Raw genomic sequence first — 17,862 nt, 5'->3', positions numbered from 1 at the left:
TACGCTGAAACCGCTATGTCGACAACCGCTTAGCGAACCCTCACTGGATTCTGACCACAACTGTGTCCGCAGCGCCCGTGGCATCGATCACGGTGAGGCGGGCAAAGCCGGGCCCGGGCGGATCGATCAGGCGCTGGCGCCGGCTGTCGATCTCGCCGACGGCTAGTCCATTGACCAGCATGGTCAGCGGCAGCACGCCCCCGGACACTTTCACCGGCATCACCGACGCCTCGGGACCGGCGGACCGGTCGACATCGATGCGGGAGCCGTTCAGCGGGAACTGAATGTGCGGCGCCTGCTCCGCGCCGGTCCGCACCAGTTCTCCGACCGGCCGGAACCGGCGCAGGGGCAGCGGCAACTTTGAATTGCTGGCGACAAGCGCACCCTTGGGCGGCTTTGGCAGTGTCGCCGGCAGCTTGCCGCTGCGGGCAAAAGCGTCGAACAGGATCGGCGCCGCGGCGACGCGCCCGATCAGGCCGGGCACCGGCGCGCCGTCGGGCCTGCCGACCCAGACGCCGATCGTCACGCGGCCGTCGAAACCGACCGACCAGGCGTCGCGATAGCCGTAGCTGGTACCGGTCTTGAAGGCGATCCGGTTGCGGGCTGCGTTTTCCGGCGGCGGGGTCCCCAGCAGCACGTTGCCGACCTGCCAGGCGGCCGCCGAATCCATCAGCCGCAACGGCTCGCGGGCATCGTCGGTGCCCTCCCCGGTCATGATCTCACGCATCGGCCTGGTGGTGCCCAGTCGCGGGAATCCGGCATAGAGCTGGGCGAGGTCCTGCAGGGTCACGCCGACGCCGCCGAGGCCCATGGCAAGGCCTGGGGCTTCGTCCTTCGGCAGCACCAAATTGCCGCCGGCCTGTTTCAGTCGCGACGACAGCCGGCTGGCGCCGACACGGTCGAGCAGCACGATGGCGGGAACGTTCAGGGACAGTTGCAGCGCCTTGCGCACCGGCACCGTGCCCTGGAACGTCATGTCGAAATTTTCCGGCGCGTAGGAGCCGAAGCGCACCGGGCGGTCCTCGATGAGGCTCTCCGGGTGCACGAAGCCGTCCTCGAAGGCGAGCCCATATATGAACGGCTTCAGGGTCGATCCTGGCGAACGCACCGCGCGGGTCATGTCGACCTGCCCTGCCCGCTTCTCGTCGAAATAGTCGGCCGATCCGACATGGGCGAGCACGTCGCCGCTGTCATTGTCGACCACGATGATGCCGACCGAGACGTTCGGTCCCAATGCGATGGCGCGATCGCGCGCCAGCGGCTCCAGCACCTTCTGCAGCGAGGCATCCAGCGTAAGGCGGATGATCGGCTGATCCTTGACGGTCGCCGAGGCCTGGTCGGCAGCATGCGGCGCCAGGATCGGCATCGGCTGGCGGAAGGCCGGCACGGCTTGCGCCTTCGCCTGCGCCGCGTCCTCGGCGGAGATCACGTTCTCCGACACCATGCGGTCGAGAACGCGGTCGCGGCCGCGTCGAGCGGCCTCCGGATGCCGGTCGAGCCGCCGCGTCTCCGGCGACTGCGGCAGCGCCACCAAGAGTGCCGCTTCCGCCAGTGACAGCCGCTTCGGCTCCTTGCCGAAATACGCGATCGAGGCGGCACGGATGCCTTCGAGATTGCCGCCATAGGGCGCGAGCGTCAGGTAGAGATCGAGGATCTCGTCCTTGCTCAGCTCTCGCTCGAGCTCGAGCGCGCGCACGATCTGCCTGAGCTTGGCGTGCAGCGAGCGCTGCCGCCTGGGCTCGAGCAGCCGCGCCAGCTGCATCGTGATGGTCGAGCCGCCCGACACGATGTGGCCGTGCGCGCCGAGCTGGATCGTGGCGCGCGCCAGCGCGCGGGGGTCGACGCCGTGATGGTCGTAGAAGCGCTGGTCCTCATAGGCGAACAGCAGTTTCAAATAGGTCGGATCGACGTCCTTCTTCGCGCTGACCGGCAGCCGCCAGCGCCCATCCGCCATCGCATAGGCGCGCAGCAGCTTGCCGTGGCGGTCGACGACGTTGGTGGACACGGCTTTGGCCTCGCGCAGCGGCAGGGGGCCGAGGGAGATGGTGTAGGCGGTGAAGGCAAGGATGACTGCGACGAACAAGAACAGCGCGCCCGCGAGCGGCCGTTTGACGCTCCGCCATCTCCTCGGGTCATGGCCGGGCTTGTCCCGGCCAGCCGCGCCTTCGTCGCCGCGAGCGATGGATGCCCGGGTCAAGCCTGGGCATGACGGAGTGTGCGGCACCGTCCGGCCACCCAACTCACGATCACTCGTTCCACCCTCGCTCATTTCGCCGCGCGGACCTCCACGGAGCCCGTACCGGTCCGACCATAGCGTGAGGGATTGTACATGTCTTCGACATAGGCCTGTGGCAGCACGTATTTGCCCGGCGACACCGCCCGCACCACATAGGCGACCGTGAACACGGACTTGGAATCCGCGGCGCGGTCGAGCGCGGCGGTGAAGCGGTCGTCGCGGAACTCGGTATTGACCGGTTCCTGGCCGTCCTCGATCCAGTCCAGCGTGCCGCTGTCGCCCGACGACACCAGATGCGGATTGTCGATCTCCAGCCCCGCCGGTAGATAGTCGGACACCATGATGTGCCCGTATTCCGGCTTGGCCTCGGTGACCTTCAGCACGACAGCGAAACGGTCGTTCTGCTTCGCGGTTCTGATATCGGCCGGCTTGCCGTCGAGCGTGTAGTAGCCACGCTCGATCTTGAAGCCGTTCGATGCCGCCGGCTCCGGCGTCAGCGGCGAGCCGGAGACGGAGACCACCGCCTGCACCGGCGCATCACCGGTGTTGGTGATCTTCAGCGGCTGGCCCGAGAGCTCAGCCGCCTTGTAGCTGCGGTACAGCGCCTGCTTCACCGCCTGCCCGTTGACATCGAGCGTCAGCGTCTCCTTGGCGAGCGCACGCGCCGCCAGCACCATCCACGCATTCTCCTGCGTCGAGGTGTACGGCGTCAGGCCACGCGCTGCCTCGACGCGGGTCACCGCCTGCGTCAGCGTCGCGCGCGGCGCATTGCCTTCGCCGGCCAGTGACACCAATGCCGCCGCATCACGCAGGTCGGAGCCGTAATCGGTGCGGCCGAACACCAGCACCGGCTTCGGCGCGAGGCTGTCGGCGGCTGCCGCATAGACCCGCTCGGCGCGGGCGCGGTCGCCGACCAGCGCGAGCGCCGCGGCGAGCTGCGCCTTGGCAATTGGAGTTGCGAGATTGCCGAGCTTGGTGTCGGCGAGATAGCGCAGGTCGCCGATCGGCGCCGCGCCGTTGCGCGCGAGCACGTAGAGGCCGTAGGCGAGATCGCGGCCGCCGCTCTTCTCCGGCTCCTCGGCATTGACCACCGAGTTTCTGACGCGGTCGAGCGCGCTCTTGAACAGCACGTCCGGCACGGCAAAGCCCTTTTCGCGGGCGCGGGTCAGGAAATCCGTCACGTAGGCATCGAGCCAGGGATCGTCGCCGCCGGCCGACCACAGGCCGAACGAGCCGTTGGAGCCCTGACGCGCCAGCAAGCGGTCGATCGAGTCGCGGATGCGCTGGTCGACCTCGGTGTCCATCGCGAGATGCGCGCCGGCTGCGAGCTCGTTGACATAGAGCAGCGGCATCGCGCGGCTGGTGATCTGCTCCGAGCAGCCATGCGGATAGCGGTCGAGCGCCTTGAGGATGGTCGCCGCATCGAGCGCGGTCGACAGTCCCGCCGACAGCGACACCGTACCGGTGCCCGCCACGAGATCATTGAACATGTCCGATGTCAGCGTCAGGCTCTCGCCCTTCGCGAGCGTGCGGATCGAGCGCCGCGCCAGCACCTGGGTCGCCGGCTTGACGTCGAGCTGATAGTGCCGCGCCAGCGCCAGCCCGTTGGGGCCCTTGATATCGACGTCGAGCTGCGCCGTACCGGTGCCGCTGGCATCCAGCGGCAGCGTCGACGACGCCCGCTGCTTGGCGGCGAGCTTCAGCGTGACGTTGGCATTGCCGGAGACCTTGACCGGGCCGCTGGCCTTGACGCCGACGACATAGTCGCCGGGCGCGCCCTCGACGTTATCGAGGTCGAACGACAGCGTGCCGCGGTCGCCGCTCAGCAAAAAGCGCGGCAAGGTCGCGGTCAACACCACCGGATCGCGCACGGTGACGTCGACATTCGCCCGGCCGACTTTCGTGGCGCTCCATGCGACCGCCATCACCCGCGCAGTTCCTGCGAACTCCGGGATATCGAAGCTGACCTCGGCGGTGCCATCGGGCCCGACGGTCACGATGCCCGAATACAGCGCCAGCGGCTTCTGCGTTGGCGGCGAGCCCTGCAGCTCGGCTCCGCCACTGTCACCGCCCGAGCGGATCTGGCCGCGCGTGCCCTGCATGCCGTCGATCAGCTGGCCATAGAGGTCGCGGATCTCCGCGGAGAGCTGGCGCTGGCCGAGATAGTAATCGTCGGGCGCCGGCGGCTTGTAGTTGGTGAGGTTGAGAATGCCGACATCGACCGCCGCGATCACGATCTTGGCGTCCTCGCCGGGATTGAGCCCACCGACCTTGACCGGAATCTTCAACGCCGAGCCCGGACGTACCAGCGCAGGCGGCGTCAGAGCCACGTTGAGCGTGCGCGCTGATTTGTCGATGCCGAACCAGGCGACGCCGAGCGCGCGGCCCGGCATGCGCTGCGCGGACGCATCGAGCGGACGGCGCAGCGTCGTGACGACGTAGGCGCCGGTGCCCCAATCCTTGCCGACCGCAAGCTTGACTTGGTTGGTACCTTCCTTGACCTCGGTGGTCTGCGTCGTCAGTAGCCGGTCGCCGAGCACGTTGACCGTCAGCTTGCCGGCAGTGCGCGCATTGACCGTCACGATCATGCTCTCGCCGGACTGGTATTGCGGCTTGTCGAGCGAGGTCTCCAAGAGATCCGGCGTGTCGGCGCTGCCGTCGGTGTACCAGCCGACATCGAACTGCAGCGACGTCACCGGGCCGTCGGCATCCGCCGACTTGACGTCGAGGCGATAGCGCCCGGCCTCCGGCTGGAAGCTCAGCCGCGCCGGCTTGTTGGCTGATATCGTGACGTCGCCGTCGCCGACGCGCCGCGTCGATTTCACCGGCTCATACTCCCAATAGGAGTTCTGCCGGTACCACTGGTAGCGCGACTCGATCTTCAGCAGCTCATAGCGCAGCCCGCTTCGCGCCAGCGTCTTGCCCTCCGGCGAGACGAACACGACGTCGAACTCGGCCTTGTCGCCCTCGCCGACGCTCTTGCCGGAGAACGACGGCTTGATGCCGATCTGCGCCGCCTTGGGCGCCACGGGGAGCACCAGCTTGCGCTCGACGGCGCGGCCGCCGGTCTCAGCCAGGCGCACATAGATCTGCGCCTCCTGCGGCCGGCTGGAGGACGGCGGCTTGGGCAGGCTCACCGGGAACGTCGCCGCCCCCTTCTCGTCCGTTTCCGGCATGCCTTCGATCGGGGAGCGCTCGTTGGAGGCGCTCTCCTCGTCGGCGACGCCGAACTGGTAGCCCGGGAACCCCGGCCGCTCGGGCGCGGTCGTCACCAGCAGGTCGCCCTCGAGCTGCAGGCCGGAGGCCGGCGCACCGTAGAGGAAATGGCCGTCGACCTTCACCTCCACCGGAGTCTCAGCCTTGATCTGCTTGTCCTTGGAGCTCAAATCGAATTCCAGCCGCTCGGGGACGTAATCCTCGACCATGAAGGTGGTCTCGCCGACCGCCGTCCCCTTTGGGTCGGTGAAGGCGCGCACGCGGTAGGTGCCGGTCGGCACCGCCGAGTTCAGCGCCACGCTGAACGAACGGCCGCCGGCGCCCTGGTCCGGCAGCACCGCGCGGCGAAACTCGACGCCGTCGGGACGCTCGACGACCAGCGTCAGCGGCGTGCCGGTCATGGCATTGCCCTTGCCGTCGCGCAGCAGCGCGGTGAGGTAGACCGTCTCGTTGGAGCGGTAGACGCCGCGCTCGGAATAGACGAAAGCGTCCGGCCCCGTGGGCGCTTCGCGCCCGGCGACGCCGCGATCGGACAGGTCGAAGGCTGACGTCTTCAGGCTGAGGAAGGCATAGTCGGTCTTCTCGCCCGACACGGTCAGCATCGCCGGCGACAGCCCGCCCTCGCCACGCGCCAGGCCCGTCTCGAACAGCACGTGGCCGGCGTCGTCGGTCTTGCGCGTCGCGAGGATCTCGTTGTTGCGCGCCACCAGCCGCACCTCGGCGCGCGCGACCGGATCAGTCGAGGCCAGCGAATTGACGAACACGTGAATGCCGTCATTGCCGGAGAACGCGGCGACTCCGAGATCGGAGACGATGAACCATTGCGTCGCGAGTTGGCCGCCGTCCTCGTCATTGCCGCTCGTCGGCCCCTTCGGGGCCGCCGTCATCACATACACGCCGGGCTGCATGTCGCTCAGCGCCTGATCGACCGGGAAGGCCGTGGTGACGTCCTGGTTCAGGGTCATCGCGGTCGACAGCTCGCCGCTCCACACCTTCATGCCGCGCTCATTGCCGAGATCGGTGAGCTGATAGCTCGACAGCGGCCGCTGGAAGTCGCTGTCGATGACGGTGTTGATCAAATTGCGGTCGCCGATCCGGAACACGTTGACGGTGACCGCCGGCGTGTTGACGCTGACCAGCGGAATGCCCTTCTGCCCGATGCGCGGCAGCACATAGGCCTTGCCGGTGAAGCGCACGAACGGCTTGCGGTCGCGAACATAGATGTTGAACTCGGCCGATTTCGGCAGGCTCTCCTTGACGCCCGACGGCAGCCCGGCGCGCAGATTGATGTTGTAGCGCTCGCCGTGCTTGAGACCCTCGACGCAGAGCTGCTTGTCCTCCGAGGTCAGCGCCGGCTTGTCATTGCCGGCCTGGGCCACGAACGGCGAGAAGTCGGTGCGCTTGGCGAGATCCTCGGAGAACTGGAAGCAGGCGCGCGGGCTCGCCGAGTCCGAATCCACGGTGTAGTCGAGCAGCTTGAAGCCGTGCTCGTCGCGCATCCGCTCATACTGCCCACGGACATCGGCCACCTCACGCAGCTCGAGCGACATCCTGAGCGTATCCAGCGCTGGCCGCCACAGCTTGCGCTCGGCCATGGTCTTGCCGAGCACGGCCAGCGCATCCGCCTCCTCGCCGGCATTTCCGGCGCGCTGATAGGCGATGTAGGCCGCCGTCGAGGCCCGCTCCAGGAGGAAGGTCTGCTCCGACGGATTGATCGGCTTGATCTGGTTGAGCACGGTGTGCGCCAGCCGCAGCCAGTTACCGGAATCATCCGGCGCAGCGGTCGCGATCTGCCCGAGGATCTGCAGGCCGGTCCGTAGGTCGTTCCGCCGCAGCGCCGCGTCGGCATCGGTGCGAAGCGTCGCCAGCGGCTTGTTCACCGCCCCCGCCTCGCTCTTGATCTGCGCCTCCAGCTTGATCGCGGCATCGGCGAGGTCGTCGCGCTTGAACGCCTTGTCGGCGGCGTGGGCAGAAGCAAGACCGAGCGCCATGATGGCGCAGAGGACGGCGGCGCGAACCAGACCGATCATGGGGCAGCTCCTTGGACGGCGATTGGGGCGGCTGTTCCGGACACGCGGAGAGATGTCCGTGTTTGGCCGATTCGTGGCGAGAATGGACGCGAAATGGTGACGGACTGATGGCAAAGGTTGCAGCGGACCGGCGAGCGGCCCGTCCCAGGCGCGACCATCGGCACGCACATGCGACAGGAAAATCTGTTCATCAACGGGCAATTCACAGGACATGGCATACAGACAAGCCGCGGCGGCCGTCGATCCGGCGCCGCTGACGCGCAAATGGGGCGATAGACCCACCTCCGCCTCCGCTTGGTCTCGCCGGGCCTCCGTCGGGTTCGGCCGCTCTTGGCGAAACGGAAGATTTTTCATATGACCCGTGCTATGGAAAGCGCGCCGGCCGGGCTTTGCCCCCGGCACCTATCCCATGACGCTCATCCTCCGGACGTTCATCTTGGGATGGTCACCGGGCGATATTCGTCTCGCGACGCCGGTCCCATAGCTCAACTGGATAGAGTAGCGGATTTCTACTCCGCGGGTTGCAGGTTCGAGTCCTGCTGGGATCGCCACGCCCTCTTGTGCAAAATCCCTTTAAATCAAAGCGCTTTCCTAGCTTTCCCGATCAAAGTCCTTGGTGCTCAGCCGTAAAACAAATAGGGATCAAAGCAGCCAGTCCGGGACTGGTACGGACGAAAAGTCCCGGACAAAACCCCGGACTCCTTTGGCCCCAAATGCCCGTTTAGAGATCCACCGATGAAATTCATCACGCCCAGCCGTTATGCCGATCCCGAAGTCGCCGCGCGCGAACTGGTCCGGATCTCTGCTGGCATCGATCCGGTGCAGGACGGCCGCATCTTCATCGAGAAGATCAACTGGCCCATGCTGGCCGATCTGAAAGCCGCGCCCGCCGAGTACAAGGCCGGCCTCGATTTGGCGGTCGCCCGTGGCTGGCTTTGGCTGCATGAGAGTGGCACCTATGTGCGATTGACAGAGGCCGGGAAGACGTTGCTCGCTTGATCGGTTCCCCGCTTGCGGCCACCCCGCCGGCAGGCCCCAGACCTAGCGGCTTCACTTGCGCGCGGTTCTCGGGAATCAATGGGATATGTCCCCGCGCATCCCCGGCTCTGCTTTGCCGTCCTGTGGACCAGCTGGACCTCGGTCCGCAAGGTCAAAGGAAGGCGAGATCACCTGCGACGTCTACGGCTTCCTGACCACCGAGCCGAACGCAATCGTCGCCGCCATCCATCCCAAGGCCATGCCGGTTATCCTCACGACGGCCGAGGAGCACGATGCATGGATGCGCGCGCCTTGGGACGAGGCAAAAGCCCTGCAGCGGCCCCTGCCTGATGAAGCGCTCTATATTGTCGCGCGCGGCGCGCGGAATGATGAGACGCTGGCCTGATGGTCCGGCCGGACGCTCCCCGGTCCAATGGCATCTACGCAAGTTTACTACGGTCGAGGCACATTCGTCCGGTGCCCGCGCGCTCAACACTAGATGGTTGTTGAAAACTTGAGCTACTAGCAATAGAGATCATCTTCTTGAATATCAATTGAATTTGGAACGCGACGTGCCTGAGCAATCAATGCTGGCAGCCAGTAGCACCACACGCCGCGCTTCGAACCTTCGGTTTCGAGTCGTTCACCCTGCTATCCAGATCCTGTTCGTCTCAGCCATCGTTCAAGCGTTTTTCCTTTGGACGGCGCTGTATTGCGTTCCTGGCGGTGCCGGCGATTTCGTCCAATACGCGATTGCCTTCATGCAAGGTACATCGCGGCCGGACGTGGGCACGGCATCGCGCGAGATCGGATATCCGCTCCTGCTGATAGGCAGTGGATTGTTCTATTTCAAATCGCTGATCGGTATCACCATCATTCAGAGTTTGATGGCGATCAGCATGCCGGTCATGATTTACGCCACCCTGCGCGACGCTTCGGAAACGTGGGCCTACGTAGTCGGTGTGGTTGCGGCAGCTACGCTGACGCCGGTTCTTTTTGTGAAGTGGGTTCACCATGATCAAGCGTACGTATTCGTCAGCGTGCTCGATATCTGGCTGTTCGCTCGTTTCGCAGTGCGAGGACACCCAGCGACTCTCTACGCATTGACCTTTGCGATCCTCGGCGCATCAGTGGTTCGGCCAGCCGGCAATCTGCTTTTTCCCGTCCTGCTCCTCACTGCCTACCTCGTACGCAGAGTACCAATTCGGCACTACGTAGCGAACATAGTCATTTTTCTGTCTATCACCGGGCTCTACGGCCTCCAGCGCTATGAAATGTTCGAGAAGGGGCAAGCTACCAAACCGAGCTACACCGGCCAGCAGATCTTTTACAATCTCTATATCAATTCAGCGGAATATAGAATCACGTTGGGACCTGAGTTGGGCCCCAACATGCGAGCAATAACTGATATCATTCGTGAAAAAATGCAGCCGGACCCACGCCACTCGTCCGAGCTTGCCGCGCTCGCCGGATTCAATACAGCTTCTCCCGAGTTTCGCGACAAGGTGCTTACACCCTTCTACGAAAAGCACTTTTTTCGCTTCAGCCCGGACGAGTTGAGCCATGAACTCTACCGGAATCCGAACTGGGAATATTACTGGTTAATGTGCTTGACGGTTGCGAAGGATCCGATCTTCGTCGGCGCATCGTGGGAAATCTTTTTGGCCCACCCCCTGTACGCAGCCGAGTTCACCCTGCGAAATCTCTGGTATTTCATTTACAATCCTGGCTGGTTTCATACCCGCTTCAACGACAGTCCAATTTTCCAGGGCGGCCTCTTCTTTCCCCCAGACGGGCAACAGTCCATCGGGGGCAACATTGTCTCGGCTGCCTCCTCCGCCCTGCCAAGTTTGGATCGCGCTCAGAGAGAGGCCGCCTTCGACACCCTGGCAGACCAACCGCGGTGGATGCGCAACCTCTATGCAGGGGCGCGCGCCTCGTGGCTGTCCCACTACCATCAAGCCGTGTCCGTCCTATTCTGGCTGATGATTGTCGCATGGAGTGTGGCGCTGCTGCATTTGGCGGGACGGCTAGGCGTCCAATGGGCCGCGCGGTTCGCCGAGGCACTCGGCGCATCCGACTTCAGCGGAGCCATCATTGGGCTATCGGCATTCTTTCTCTATAACGCGCTCGTCACCTGTGCCTTTTCCGAGCCTGACTATCGATACCATCACTTGATTTTGCCAGTAAGGCTTGCCTTGGCAGGTTTCGGCGCGATCGCCGGATGGCGCACCGTACGGCTGGCCACTTCCGTCCGCCTATTTCCTCGACCAATTTGGCAGCGGCCGGAGGTTTGTGGTCCTCAACTGGTCGAGATCGTTGCGGCCGGAGTCATGCTAATGGCGATGCATGCCGCATGGGCTTGGTATCTAGTGTCTCACACAGCACAGGGTTAGACCGCCTGCTGATCTAGGCGAGTTTGCGTGGATCGGTGTCGTCGTCGCGACCATTGGGAAAAAGGCCGAAACGCTTCCCTCATCCCGCAATGGCTGAAATTCGCGCAATTTGTCGGGAAGCGCAGTCAACTTGCAAGCTTGCGGCCGACGTAGCCTGGATAGTCGAAATCATGCCAACAGCGGGCGTCGCTCATCTTCGGAGCGTTGATCACCTCAATAAACTCACCATACAGGCGATGTTCTGGACGATGCACCGCTCTTTCGAGGTAGTCTGCGGGAGTGTATGCGATATTCTGCAACCTCTCGAAAATTGCGTAGTCAGCATGCATCTCTTCGCAGAAATCGACGAATGCCGGCATCTCACGAAAGTTTTCGATCTGGTATGTGAACGAGAACTTCAGCTGAGGCACGACCGTCATACGCAAATGACGGAGGAAGCGCATATTCTCGATAAACGGCTCATACCTTCCCAAACGGCGCAATTTCTCGAACGTGACCTTAGTCGCTGCATCGATCGAGATCCGGATTGACTGGACTCGATTGTGAATCCCCGGATACTTGTTCCATTCCTGCTCGCTGAACAGCGTGCCATTGGAAATAATCGCAAGCTTCACATCCGGCGCGGCTTCGTCGCTGATCATCTCCAATACTTTGCGAGACGGCTTGCTCGCGAATAGCTCTCCCGCAGGATTGATGTGCAAAATTTTGGCTTTCGCCAGAAGCGGTGCAAACTTATCCTCGACGGCACGCGCTTTTGCGGTTGACTGAGACGGCTTCTCAACAATCCGCTCCGTTCGGCACGAAGGACACGAGAGATTGCACGTCTGGTCGAAAGCGAACATCACCTCCGAAGGATGATCAAGGCGAAAATCCTTCGTCTCCATCGCGGTCCGGATCACTTCAGGCGCATTTTCAACCCTGGTCAGCGTATCTCTGACCATCGCTCCACAATCAACGTGATTGCAGTATTTGTAGGTTCCGTCTGTCACGGACCTTCGAATGTCTAGAGCCACCCGAGAATTGAGCACGTCCTCCACGGACTGGTCCATGAAGTTCCCAACTGACGTCGGCATCCAATGTCCGCAGCAAAGAAGCACCGTTCCGTCTGGCCCGATGTCGAACCGCTCGAACGGCAAGGTACAAACGAACTGCTTAAGATAGTCATTGTCATCGCCAAGGAATTTCTCGAGCCTGGGGTGAACGTCTGCACCGGCGGCTTTAAGCGCCAACGCATGCTTCGCTCCCTTGAGCAGAACAGATCCCGGCGCTCGCACTATCGCTTGCTGAATGACATCTGCGGCTTCCTCATACCTACTTGCCTTCGCATATATTCTGCATAGTGCTAACGTCATCGCCTCGAAAATCGCCCAGCGAAACGCATCGTTTCCAGAAGTCGCCTCATAGGCGTCTACGGCGGCACGGAGCAGTCTGGACTTTTGGTCGGCAGACAATGGTGACGCCAGATCGCCCAGCCCATACGCTGGATATCCGAAGAACGACGGATGATTAACCTCGCCCGCGCGCCCGACATGGATCGTTTCTTGCAGCTCGTTGGCGCCCGTTGCCCAAGCGTAAAAGCAGCTGCAAGCTTCATAGGTGTCGAGTTGAAGCGCGCGCTCCACCCCCCGAAGCAACTGAGATCCCGCAAACGCCGGAAGCTCTGACAGCTCCCGCACAAATTGTCCGGCCTCGTTCTGAGTGGGGCAAGTCAGAAAAGCACCAGACCCCTCGTTGCCCTCCCCCAGGCGGACCAAAATAAAGGGGTGAAAGCCGGTTCGCTCTATCTGGTCGATGAACCCTCGATCGAACCGAGTTCCGAGATCGACGTCCCCCGAGCGAGATTCTGGCCGCACATCTCGGCCAGACCACGCAAAGCGGGATAAACGGGCCAGAAGGTTCACTGTACAATCTCCGGAACAAAAAAATGCCCCCAAGGTCACCCCTCAGGCTAGAAAATGCTCAACTATTCAACCGTACGAAGCGCTCAACGTCAAGCAGTGCAGGCACAGATCTGCCACTTCCCAGCCGAAATGTTGCCGGCATGCTTCACCCTACGCGCACAACGCCCTATAGGTAGCACAGCTGGTTTGGGGGAGAGATGCACTCGATGAACGCGCCCGCTGTCGACAAGCGATTTGCAGGTCAGCCCACGACTACCGAGGACCCGCTCATCGACCGCCTCCCCCCTTTACCAGCTTTGACCGGACTACGATTCTTTGCTGCCTTTTTCATCCTGTTCGCGCATGCGACAGACTGGATTGCAACATTTCAGAATTACAATATTCGGGATAAGCTTTCGTTTGTTGCAATGTACGGCATGCCGCTATTCTTTGTTTTGAGCGGCTTCGTGATCCACTACAACTACGCGAGACTTTTTGGTACTGTTGGAACTGCACAAGCCGTGCGTGAATTCGCGACAGCGAGATTCGCACGGCTATTCCCCCTCTACCTTGTTCTTCTCTTGTTTTCGGTGTTTGCGGACAACTTCCTTGCCAAGACCTATGGTAGGACTGACCTACTCCTTGCCATCTTGGCCCACTACTTCAGCCTCACGCAATCCTGCGTGGTACAACATCTATGAAGGGCAGTCCATAATAGACTGGCTGTCTCCACTTTCCTGGTCGATTTCGACCGAGACGTTTTTCTATCTCGCGTATATTGGGGTTGCGTTTCTGAGCTTTCGATTACGGAGTGGCCGCGCCGCCTTCTGGGCTCTCATCACCTTCTGCTGCGCGAGCATTCTGATGCTCGTTGCCTCCCGCTACTTCCTGGCTGAGTTTCTTGGCTTGGCTCGCAAAACCATACCCGACTACATCGACTTGAACGATCGCTTCTCAAGTTCGTTCTACCGCTGGCTTTTTTACTTCTCACCGTATGTGCGGATTCTCGAATTTGTAGCTGGCTGCCTCGTATCGCATTTGATCATACGTCTGAGACCGCTCCAATGCTCAGCGACCGAAACCCGGTTTCGGGATGTCGGACTGGCAGCGGCCTTTCTACTTCTCGTCGGTGCAGGTTTGGTGAAGGTTGGCTATGGTCACGAGACCGTTGTCGCTGCTTACGTACAGCACCTTTCGAACAATTTCGTTTGCGTCCCTTCGATAGCGTACATCCTCTTTTACGTCGCGCGCTACGATACGCGGTTTACACGATTGTTGTCCTCCCCGACCCTGGTTGCTCTTGGTGAGGCAAGTTACTCAATCTACCTCGTTCACACCTGGACTTTAAGGGTTTTCCTCAGGCCGGAACCTGCGCTGAACGGGACCTTTGCTTTGGATACGGTTGGCCGAATTGCGTTCGGTATCGCATTTACCCTGGTCGTCTCTTATGCAACGTATCAATTGATCGAGCGTCCCAGCAGATCCTGGCTACGGGCGTGTCTTGGAAGAGTAGGAGCCACTCAAGCGTTGCCGCCCCGCCCGTCGGGCGTTTCTGGACCTCACATTTCGATTAAGCCGGCCCTGGTCGTAACTATGCTATTGCTGGCGGTTGTCGTCGGGGGCCAAGCAGCCAAATCTGAAATACCTTGGAGGATGCTCGGCCGTTTGTGGTCCGGTGACCGCCCGGAGATCGAGGTGTTGTCCGCAAGCTACGGGTTGAATTGCAAGGGCACCATAGGAGCATCAATCCCGGTCAAACGCGGCAACGTGACCGCACCTCTGGCTCGTTCATGCAATCAGCGCACCCGATGTGAATTTTCGATATCAGCATTTCGCCTCGGCGATCCAGCGAGTGGCTGCGGGAAGGAATTTTCAGTTACGTATAAATGCTCAAGGTCAGACACAATCAACTCTCTCATTGTAGAGGCTGAGGCCGATGGCAAGCGCGCCATTATTGATTGCGCTGCATCGAGTCGAGCTGCTGAGTGAAACTGCGGCTATTCCGGTCGCCCATACGGTTGCCGGAGATCTCGTCGAAAGCCGTCAGCTGCCAAGCCGGCGCTTCGCTGAACCGCGCCACACCTACGCCGCCCCGCCGCAAGGCGATGCGGCCACATCTCGGCCATGCGCTGCGGCGTATAGGCCAGGCTCTCTTCGAGGTCCATGAGTGCAAAGCCGGCGCATTTCGTGGAGATTAGCCAGGAAAGTACGCCAGCCGCGTCCGCCTGGGTGGCGCTGGCGCCGACCTTTGGTCAGCATCTCCTCCTTGGCGACGAACTGCCCTTGCCCCTGGAGCTTAATCCAGTTTGAAGTTCGTTCTGGCCCAACGAGGACCAGAGCATGAAGCGCAGCCGCTTTACGGAAGAGCAGATCATCGGGATTTTGAAGGAGCACGAGGCCGGCGTTCCGGTCGCCGATCTCTGCCGCAAGCATGGCGTGAGCGACGCCAGCATTTACAAGTGGAAGGCCAAGTTCGGCGGAATGGACGTCTCGGAGGCCAAGCGGCTGAAGACGCTGGAGGACGAGAACACGCGGCTCAAGCGGCTGCTGGCGGAGGCCATGCTGGACAATGCAGCGCTGAAGGATCTGCTGGGAAAGAAGTGGTGACGCCCGCTGCGAAGCGGAAAGCTGTCGCACATCTCGTGGGTGTTCACGGGTTGAGCGAACGGCGGGCGTGTAAAGCCATCGGATGTTGCCGCATGACGGTCAGATATCAGACGAGCCGGGCCGATGATGCCGGGCTGCGGCAGCGCATGAGGGCGATCGCCCATGAGCGCCGCCGCTTCGGCTATCGTCGCTTGCACGTCCTGCTCAAGCGGGAGGGCTACCTGGTCAATCACAAGAAGCTGTTCCGGCTGTATCGTGAGGAACGGCTCGCGGTGCGCCGCAGAGGTGGCCGCAAGCGGGCCCTCGGCACACGAGCACCGATGACGGTGCCGCTGCTCTCGAATGATCGCTGGTCGCTCGACTTCGTGTCGGATCAGATGACCGACGGCCGGCGCTTCCGCGTCCTGACCGTGGTCGACGACTGCACCCGCGAGTGCCTGGCGCTGGTGGCCGACACCTCGCTCTCGGGCGCCCGGGTCGCTCGGGAGCTGGACCGGCTGGTCGCCGAGCGCGGCAAGCCCAAGATGGTGGTGAGCGACAACGGCAGCGAACTCACCAGCAATGCCATCCTGACATGGGCCGATCAGAGCCGCATCGCCTGGCACTACATCGCGCCGGGCAAACCCATGCAGAACGCCTTCATCGAGAGCTTCAACGGCCGCCTGCGGGATGAACTGCTGAACGAGACGCTGTTCACCTCGCTCGCCCAGGCCCGCGTTGCGCTCCGATGCTGGCAGGCCGACTATAACGACGCTCGGCCGCACTCCCAGCTCGGATGGAAGACGCCATCCGAGTTCGCCGCCACCTGCAATCCGCGTCGGGATCTGGCGTTGCGCTATGCCGAGAGCTCCGCGCCAGCTCCCGCCGCTACCACCGCCCGGATGGGCACATCCAACCGCCCGAACGAACTCAGACCTGGATAAAACTTGGGGGCAAGGTCAGAACGCCTCGATCACTGTCTCAGCCGCGCGCGGTAAGACCGTGCGCTGGCGCTCGCGCGTCAGCTCGATCATGCCAGATTTCCTGTTGGAGTTTTGCGGTCTGAAGTCGCTACGCGTCGACGCTGCGACCGCGCTCAAGTCGAAACAGTAGCGCCTGCCCCATTTACGACGACCAGTTGATATCGGATTGCCTAGGTTGAATGTTGAGGTCCCGTCAGCACACCAAGAGGCGCGTGCAATGCGGATTCCTGAACTCACCGGACTTCGGTTCGTCGCGGCGTTCGCCGTTCTCATTGCTCACGCTCACGCGTCTTCGTTTGATCCCCGCACCGATCAAATCGGAATAGTAGGTGCTGGTGCGCGCTTGGCCTATTTCGGAATGTCGTTATTTTTTGTGCTGAGCGGGTTCGTGATCCAGACCAATTACGGGCACATCTTCAATTCGATCAATTTGCGTCGAGCCTGCTGGCAGTTCTTCGTTGCCCGCCTTTCACGCCTTTATCCGCTCTATGCGCTGACGCTTGTTCTATCCCTGCAACGCGACGCGGGACCATTTTTTTCGGATCGTCCTGGCGCCTTTATTGATTATCTCACGCTGACTCAGTCCTGGTTCAACATGCAAAGTCTGATTTTCCAGCCCGACTGGTCTGTCAGCACAGAGTGGTTCTTCTACTTGATGTTCGTTCCTTTAGCGCTAGCGGTGCCCGACCGAATGAAGCGCCCCGAGATCGCGCTCGGCCTGGTATTGGCCACTGCTCCAGCGCTATTAGCTTTTGTCCTTCACAACCGCGAATGGCTTGACGCCAATGTAAAGCCATTGTTCTGGCACGATGAAAAGGTCAGCGCTGACTTTTGGGGCTGGGTCACATATTTCAGTCCCTACACCCGATCGCCGGAATTTATCTCCGGTGTTTTAGCCGGAAAGGTTGTGCAGACGTACGGCCAAAAACGACACCGCAACGCGGTCGCAGAATTAACAACTTGGTGCTGCGCAGCGTGGTGCCTATCCATCATTATTTTCGCCAATCTCACGAAGGGGGACATCAAGGTCCTTACCCCTAACTTCGTGTTTGCGCCGGCAATTGCCCTGTTTCTTGTGGCGGCTGCCAGATATCAAACCACGACCGGTCGCTTTCTGTCGTGTCCTTCCGTGGTGTTCCTGGGCGAGATCAGTTACTCAATCTATATGTGGTCGTGGTTCGCCATTTTTCTTACGCAAGGTCACCAAGGCTATTCGGTGTTGGGCTTTTCTCTCTCGATCCTGCTGACCGTGGCCTTCGCTGCCGGCAGCTATCAACTCATCGAACGTCCCGCGCAGACTTGGCTAAGACGCAAGCTCAGCTGACATTGAAATTCCCAGCCCTCACCACCGTCGTGCCCGAAATGGGCGCGATGATAGCCTACCGAAAACGCCGAGATCACCATCACCCTTTTTTAAGAAGCCCCCGCTTTCGTGGGAGCGGATCATGTTGGATAACCTGTCGAGGCCGCCGATTTGTCATCAATTGACGATTGCATTTATGGATCATCACGCAACTTAAGCGAGCGGAACGCAACGCATAACGCTTACTGCATTGG

At 61.6% G+C, this 17,862-nt stretch carries 9 protein-coding genes, 1 tRNA gene and 1 pseudogene; 8 read left to right on the top strand and 3 right to left on the bottom strand.

Going from position 1 to position 17,862, the window contains the following annotated elements; translation table 11 throughout:
- Nucleotides 1-40: 40 nt before the first annotated feature.
- Nucleotides 41-2,269, bottom strand: a complete 2,229-nt coding sequence (gene pbpC, locus QX094_RS26125; protein WP_316165427.1) for a penicillin-binding protein 1C — start codon at nucleotides 2,267-2,269, stop codon at nucleotides 41-43.
- Complete coding sequence (locus tag QX094_RS26120) at nucleotides 2,266-7,482, bottom strand: alpha-2-macroglobulin (RefSeq protein ID WP_316165426.1); 5,217 nt, start codon at nucleotides 7,480-7,482, stop codon at nucleotides 2,266-2,268. The genes pbpC and QX094_RS26120 overlap by 4 nt, the downstream gene beginning before the upstream one ends.
- Before the next feature lie 474 nt (nucleotides 7,483-7,956).
- On the opposite strand from QX094_RS26120, the gene QX094_RS26115 reads away from it, so the two are divergent.
- The 4 genes and pseudogenes from QX094_RS26115 (at nucleotide 7,957) to QX094_RS26100 (ending at nucleotide 10,856) form a co-directional block, all read left to right on the top strand.
- A tRNA-Arg gene (locus QX094_RS26115) sits at nucleotides 7,957-8,033 on the top strand.
- A gap of 184 nt (nucleotides 8,034-8,217) precedes the next feature.
- A complete protein-coding gene (locus QX094_RS26110; protein ID WP_316188342.1) occupies nucleotides 8,218-8,481 on the top strand; it encodes a hypothetical protein in 264 nt (87 codons plus the stop codon).
- A 93-nt stretch (nucleotides 8,482-8,574) separates the two neighbouring features.
- Nucleotides 8,575-8,866 (top strand): annotated as a pseudogene (locus tag QX094_RS26105) (SOS response-associated peptidase family protein); the annotation flags it as partial.
- A 166-nt stretch (nucleotides 8,867-9,032) separates the two neighbouring features.
- The gene (locus tag QX094_RS26100; protein WP_316188341.1) at nucleotides 9,033-10,856 is read left to right on the top strand and encodes a hypothetical protein; all 1,824 of its coding nucleotides are present in this window, start codon (nucleotides 9,033-9,035) and stop codon (nucleotides 10,854-10,856) included.
- Nucleotides 10,857-10,981: 125 nt separating this feature from the next.
- Here the strand turns inward: QX094_RS26100 and QX094_RS26095 are convergent, their stop codons facing one another.
- Nucleotides 10,982-12,757: an SPASM domain-containing protein gene (locus QX094_RS26095; protein WP_316188340.1), complete on the bottom strand. Its 1,776-nt coding sequence runs from the start codon at nucleotides 12,755-12,757 to the stop codon at nucleotides 10,982-10,984.
- A 206-nt stretch (nucleotides 12,758-12,963) separates the two neighbouring features.
- Here QX094_RS26095 and QX094_RS26090 point away from each other — a divergent pair, with 206 nt between their 5' ends.
- From QX094_RS26090 to QX094_RS26075, 4 genes are all read left to right on the top strand, one after another.
- Entirely contained in the window at nucleotides 12,964-13,437 is a 474-nt protein-coding gene (locus QX094_RS26090; RefSeq protein ID WP_316188339.1) for an acyltransferase family protein, read from the top strand.
- Nucleotides 13,438-13,600: 163 nt separating this feature from the next.
- The gene (locus QX094_RS26085; RefSeq protein WP_316188338.1) at nucleotides 13,601-14,725 is read left to right on the top strand and encodes a hypothetical protein; all 1,125 of its coding nucleotides are present in this window, start codon (nucleotides 13,601-13,603) and stop codon (nucleotides 14,723-14,725) included.
- A 351-nt stretch (nucleotides 14,726-15,076) separates the two neighbouring features.
- Nucleotides 15,077-16,266, top strand: a protein-coding gene (locus QX094_RS26080) for an IS3 family transposase (protein WP_315826682.1) whose coding sequence is annotated in 2 segments (ribosomal slippage) — nucleotides 15,077-15,326 and nucleotides 15,326-16,266 — 1,191 coding nt in all. Because the reading frame shifts where the segments join, the coding sequence is not laid out codon by codon here.
- A 256-nt stretch (nucleotides 16,267-16,522) separates the two neighbouring features.
- Nucleotides 16,523-17,629 (top strand): acyltransferase, encoded by a 1,107-nt coding sequence (locus QX094_RS26075; protein WP_316188337.1) that lies wholly within the window; start codon nucleotides 16,523-16,525, stop codon nucleotides 17,627-17,629.
- Nucleotides 17,630-17,862: the final 233 nt, after the last annotated feature.

The sequence above is a fragment of the Bradyrhizobium sp. SZCCHNS1050 genome (assembly GCF_032484785.1).
GTDB lineage: Bacteria > Pseudomonadota > Alphaproteobacteria > Rhizobiales > Xanthobacteraceae > Bradyrhizobium.
This window is presented reverse-complemented; position numbering and strand designations above follow the sequence as displayed.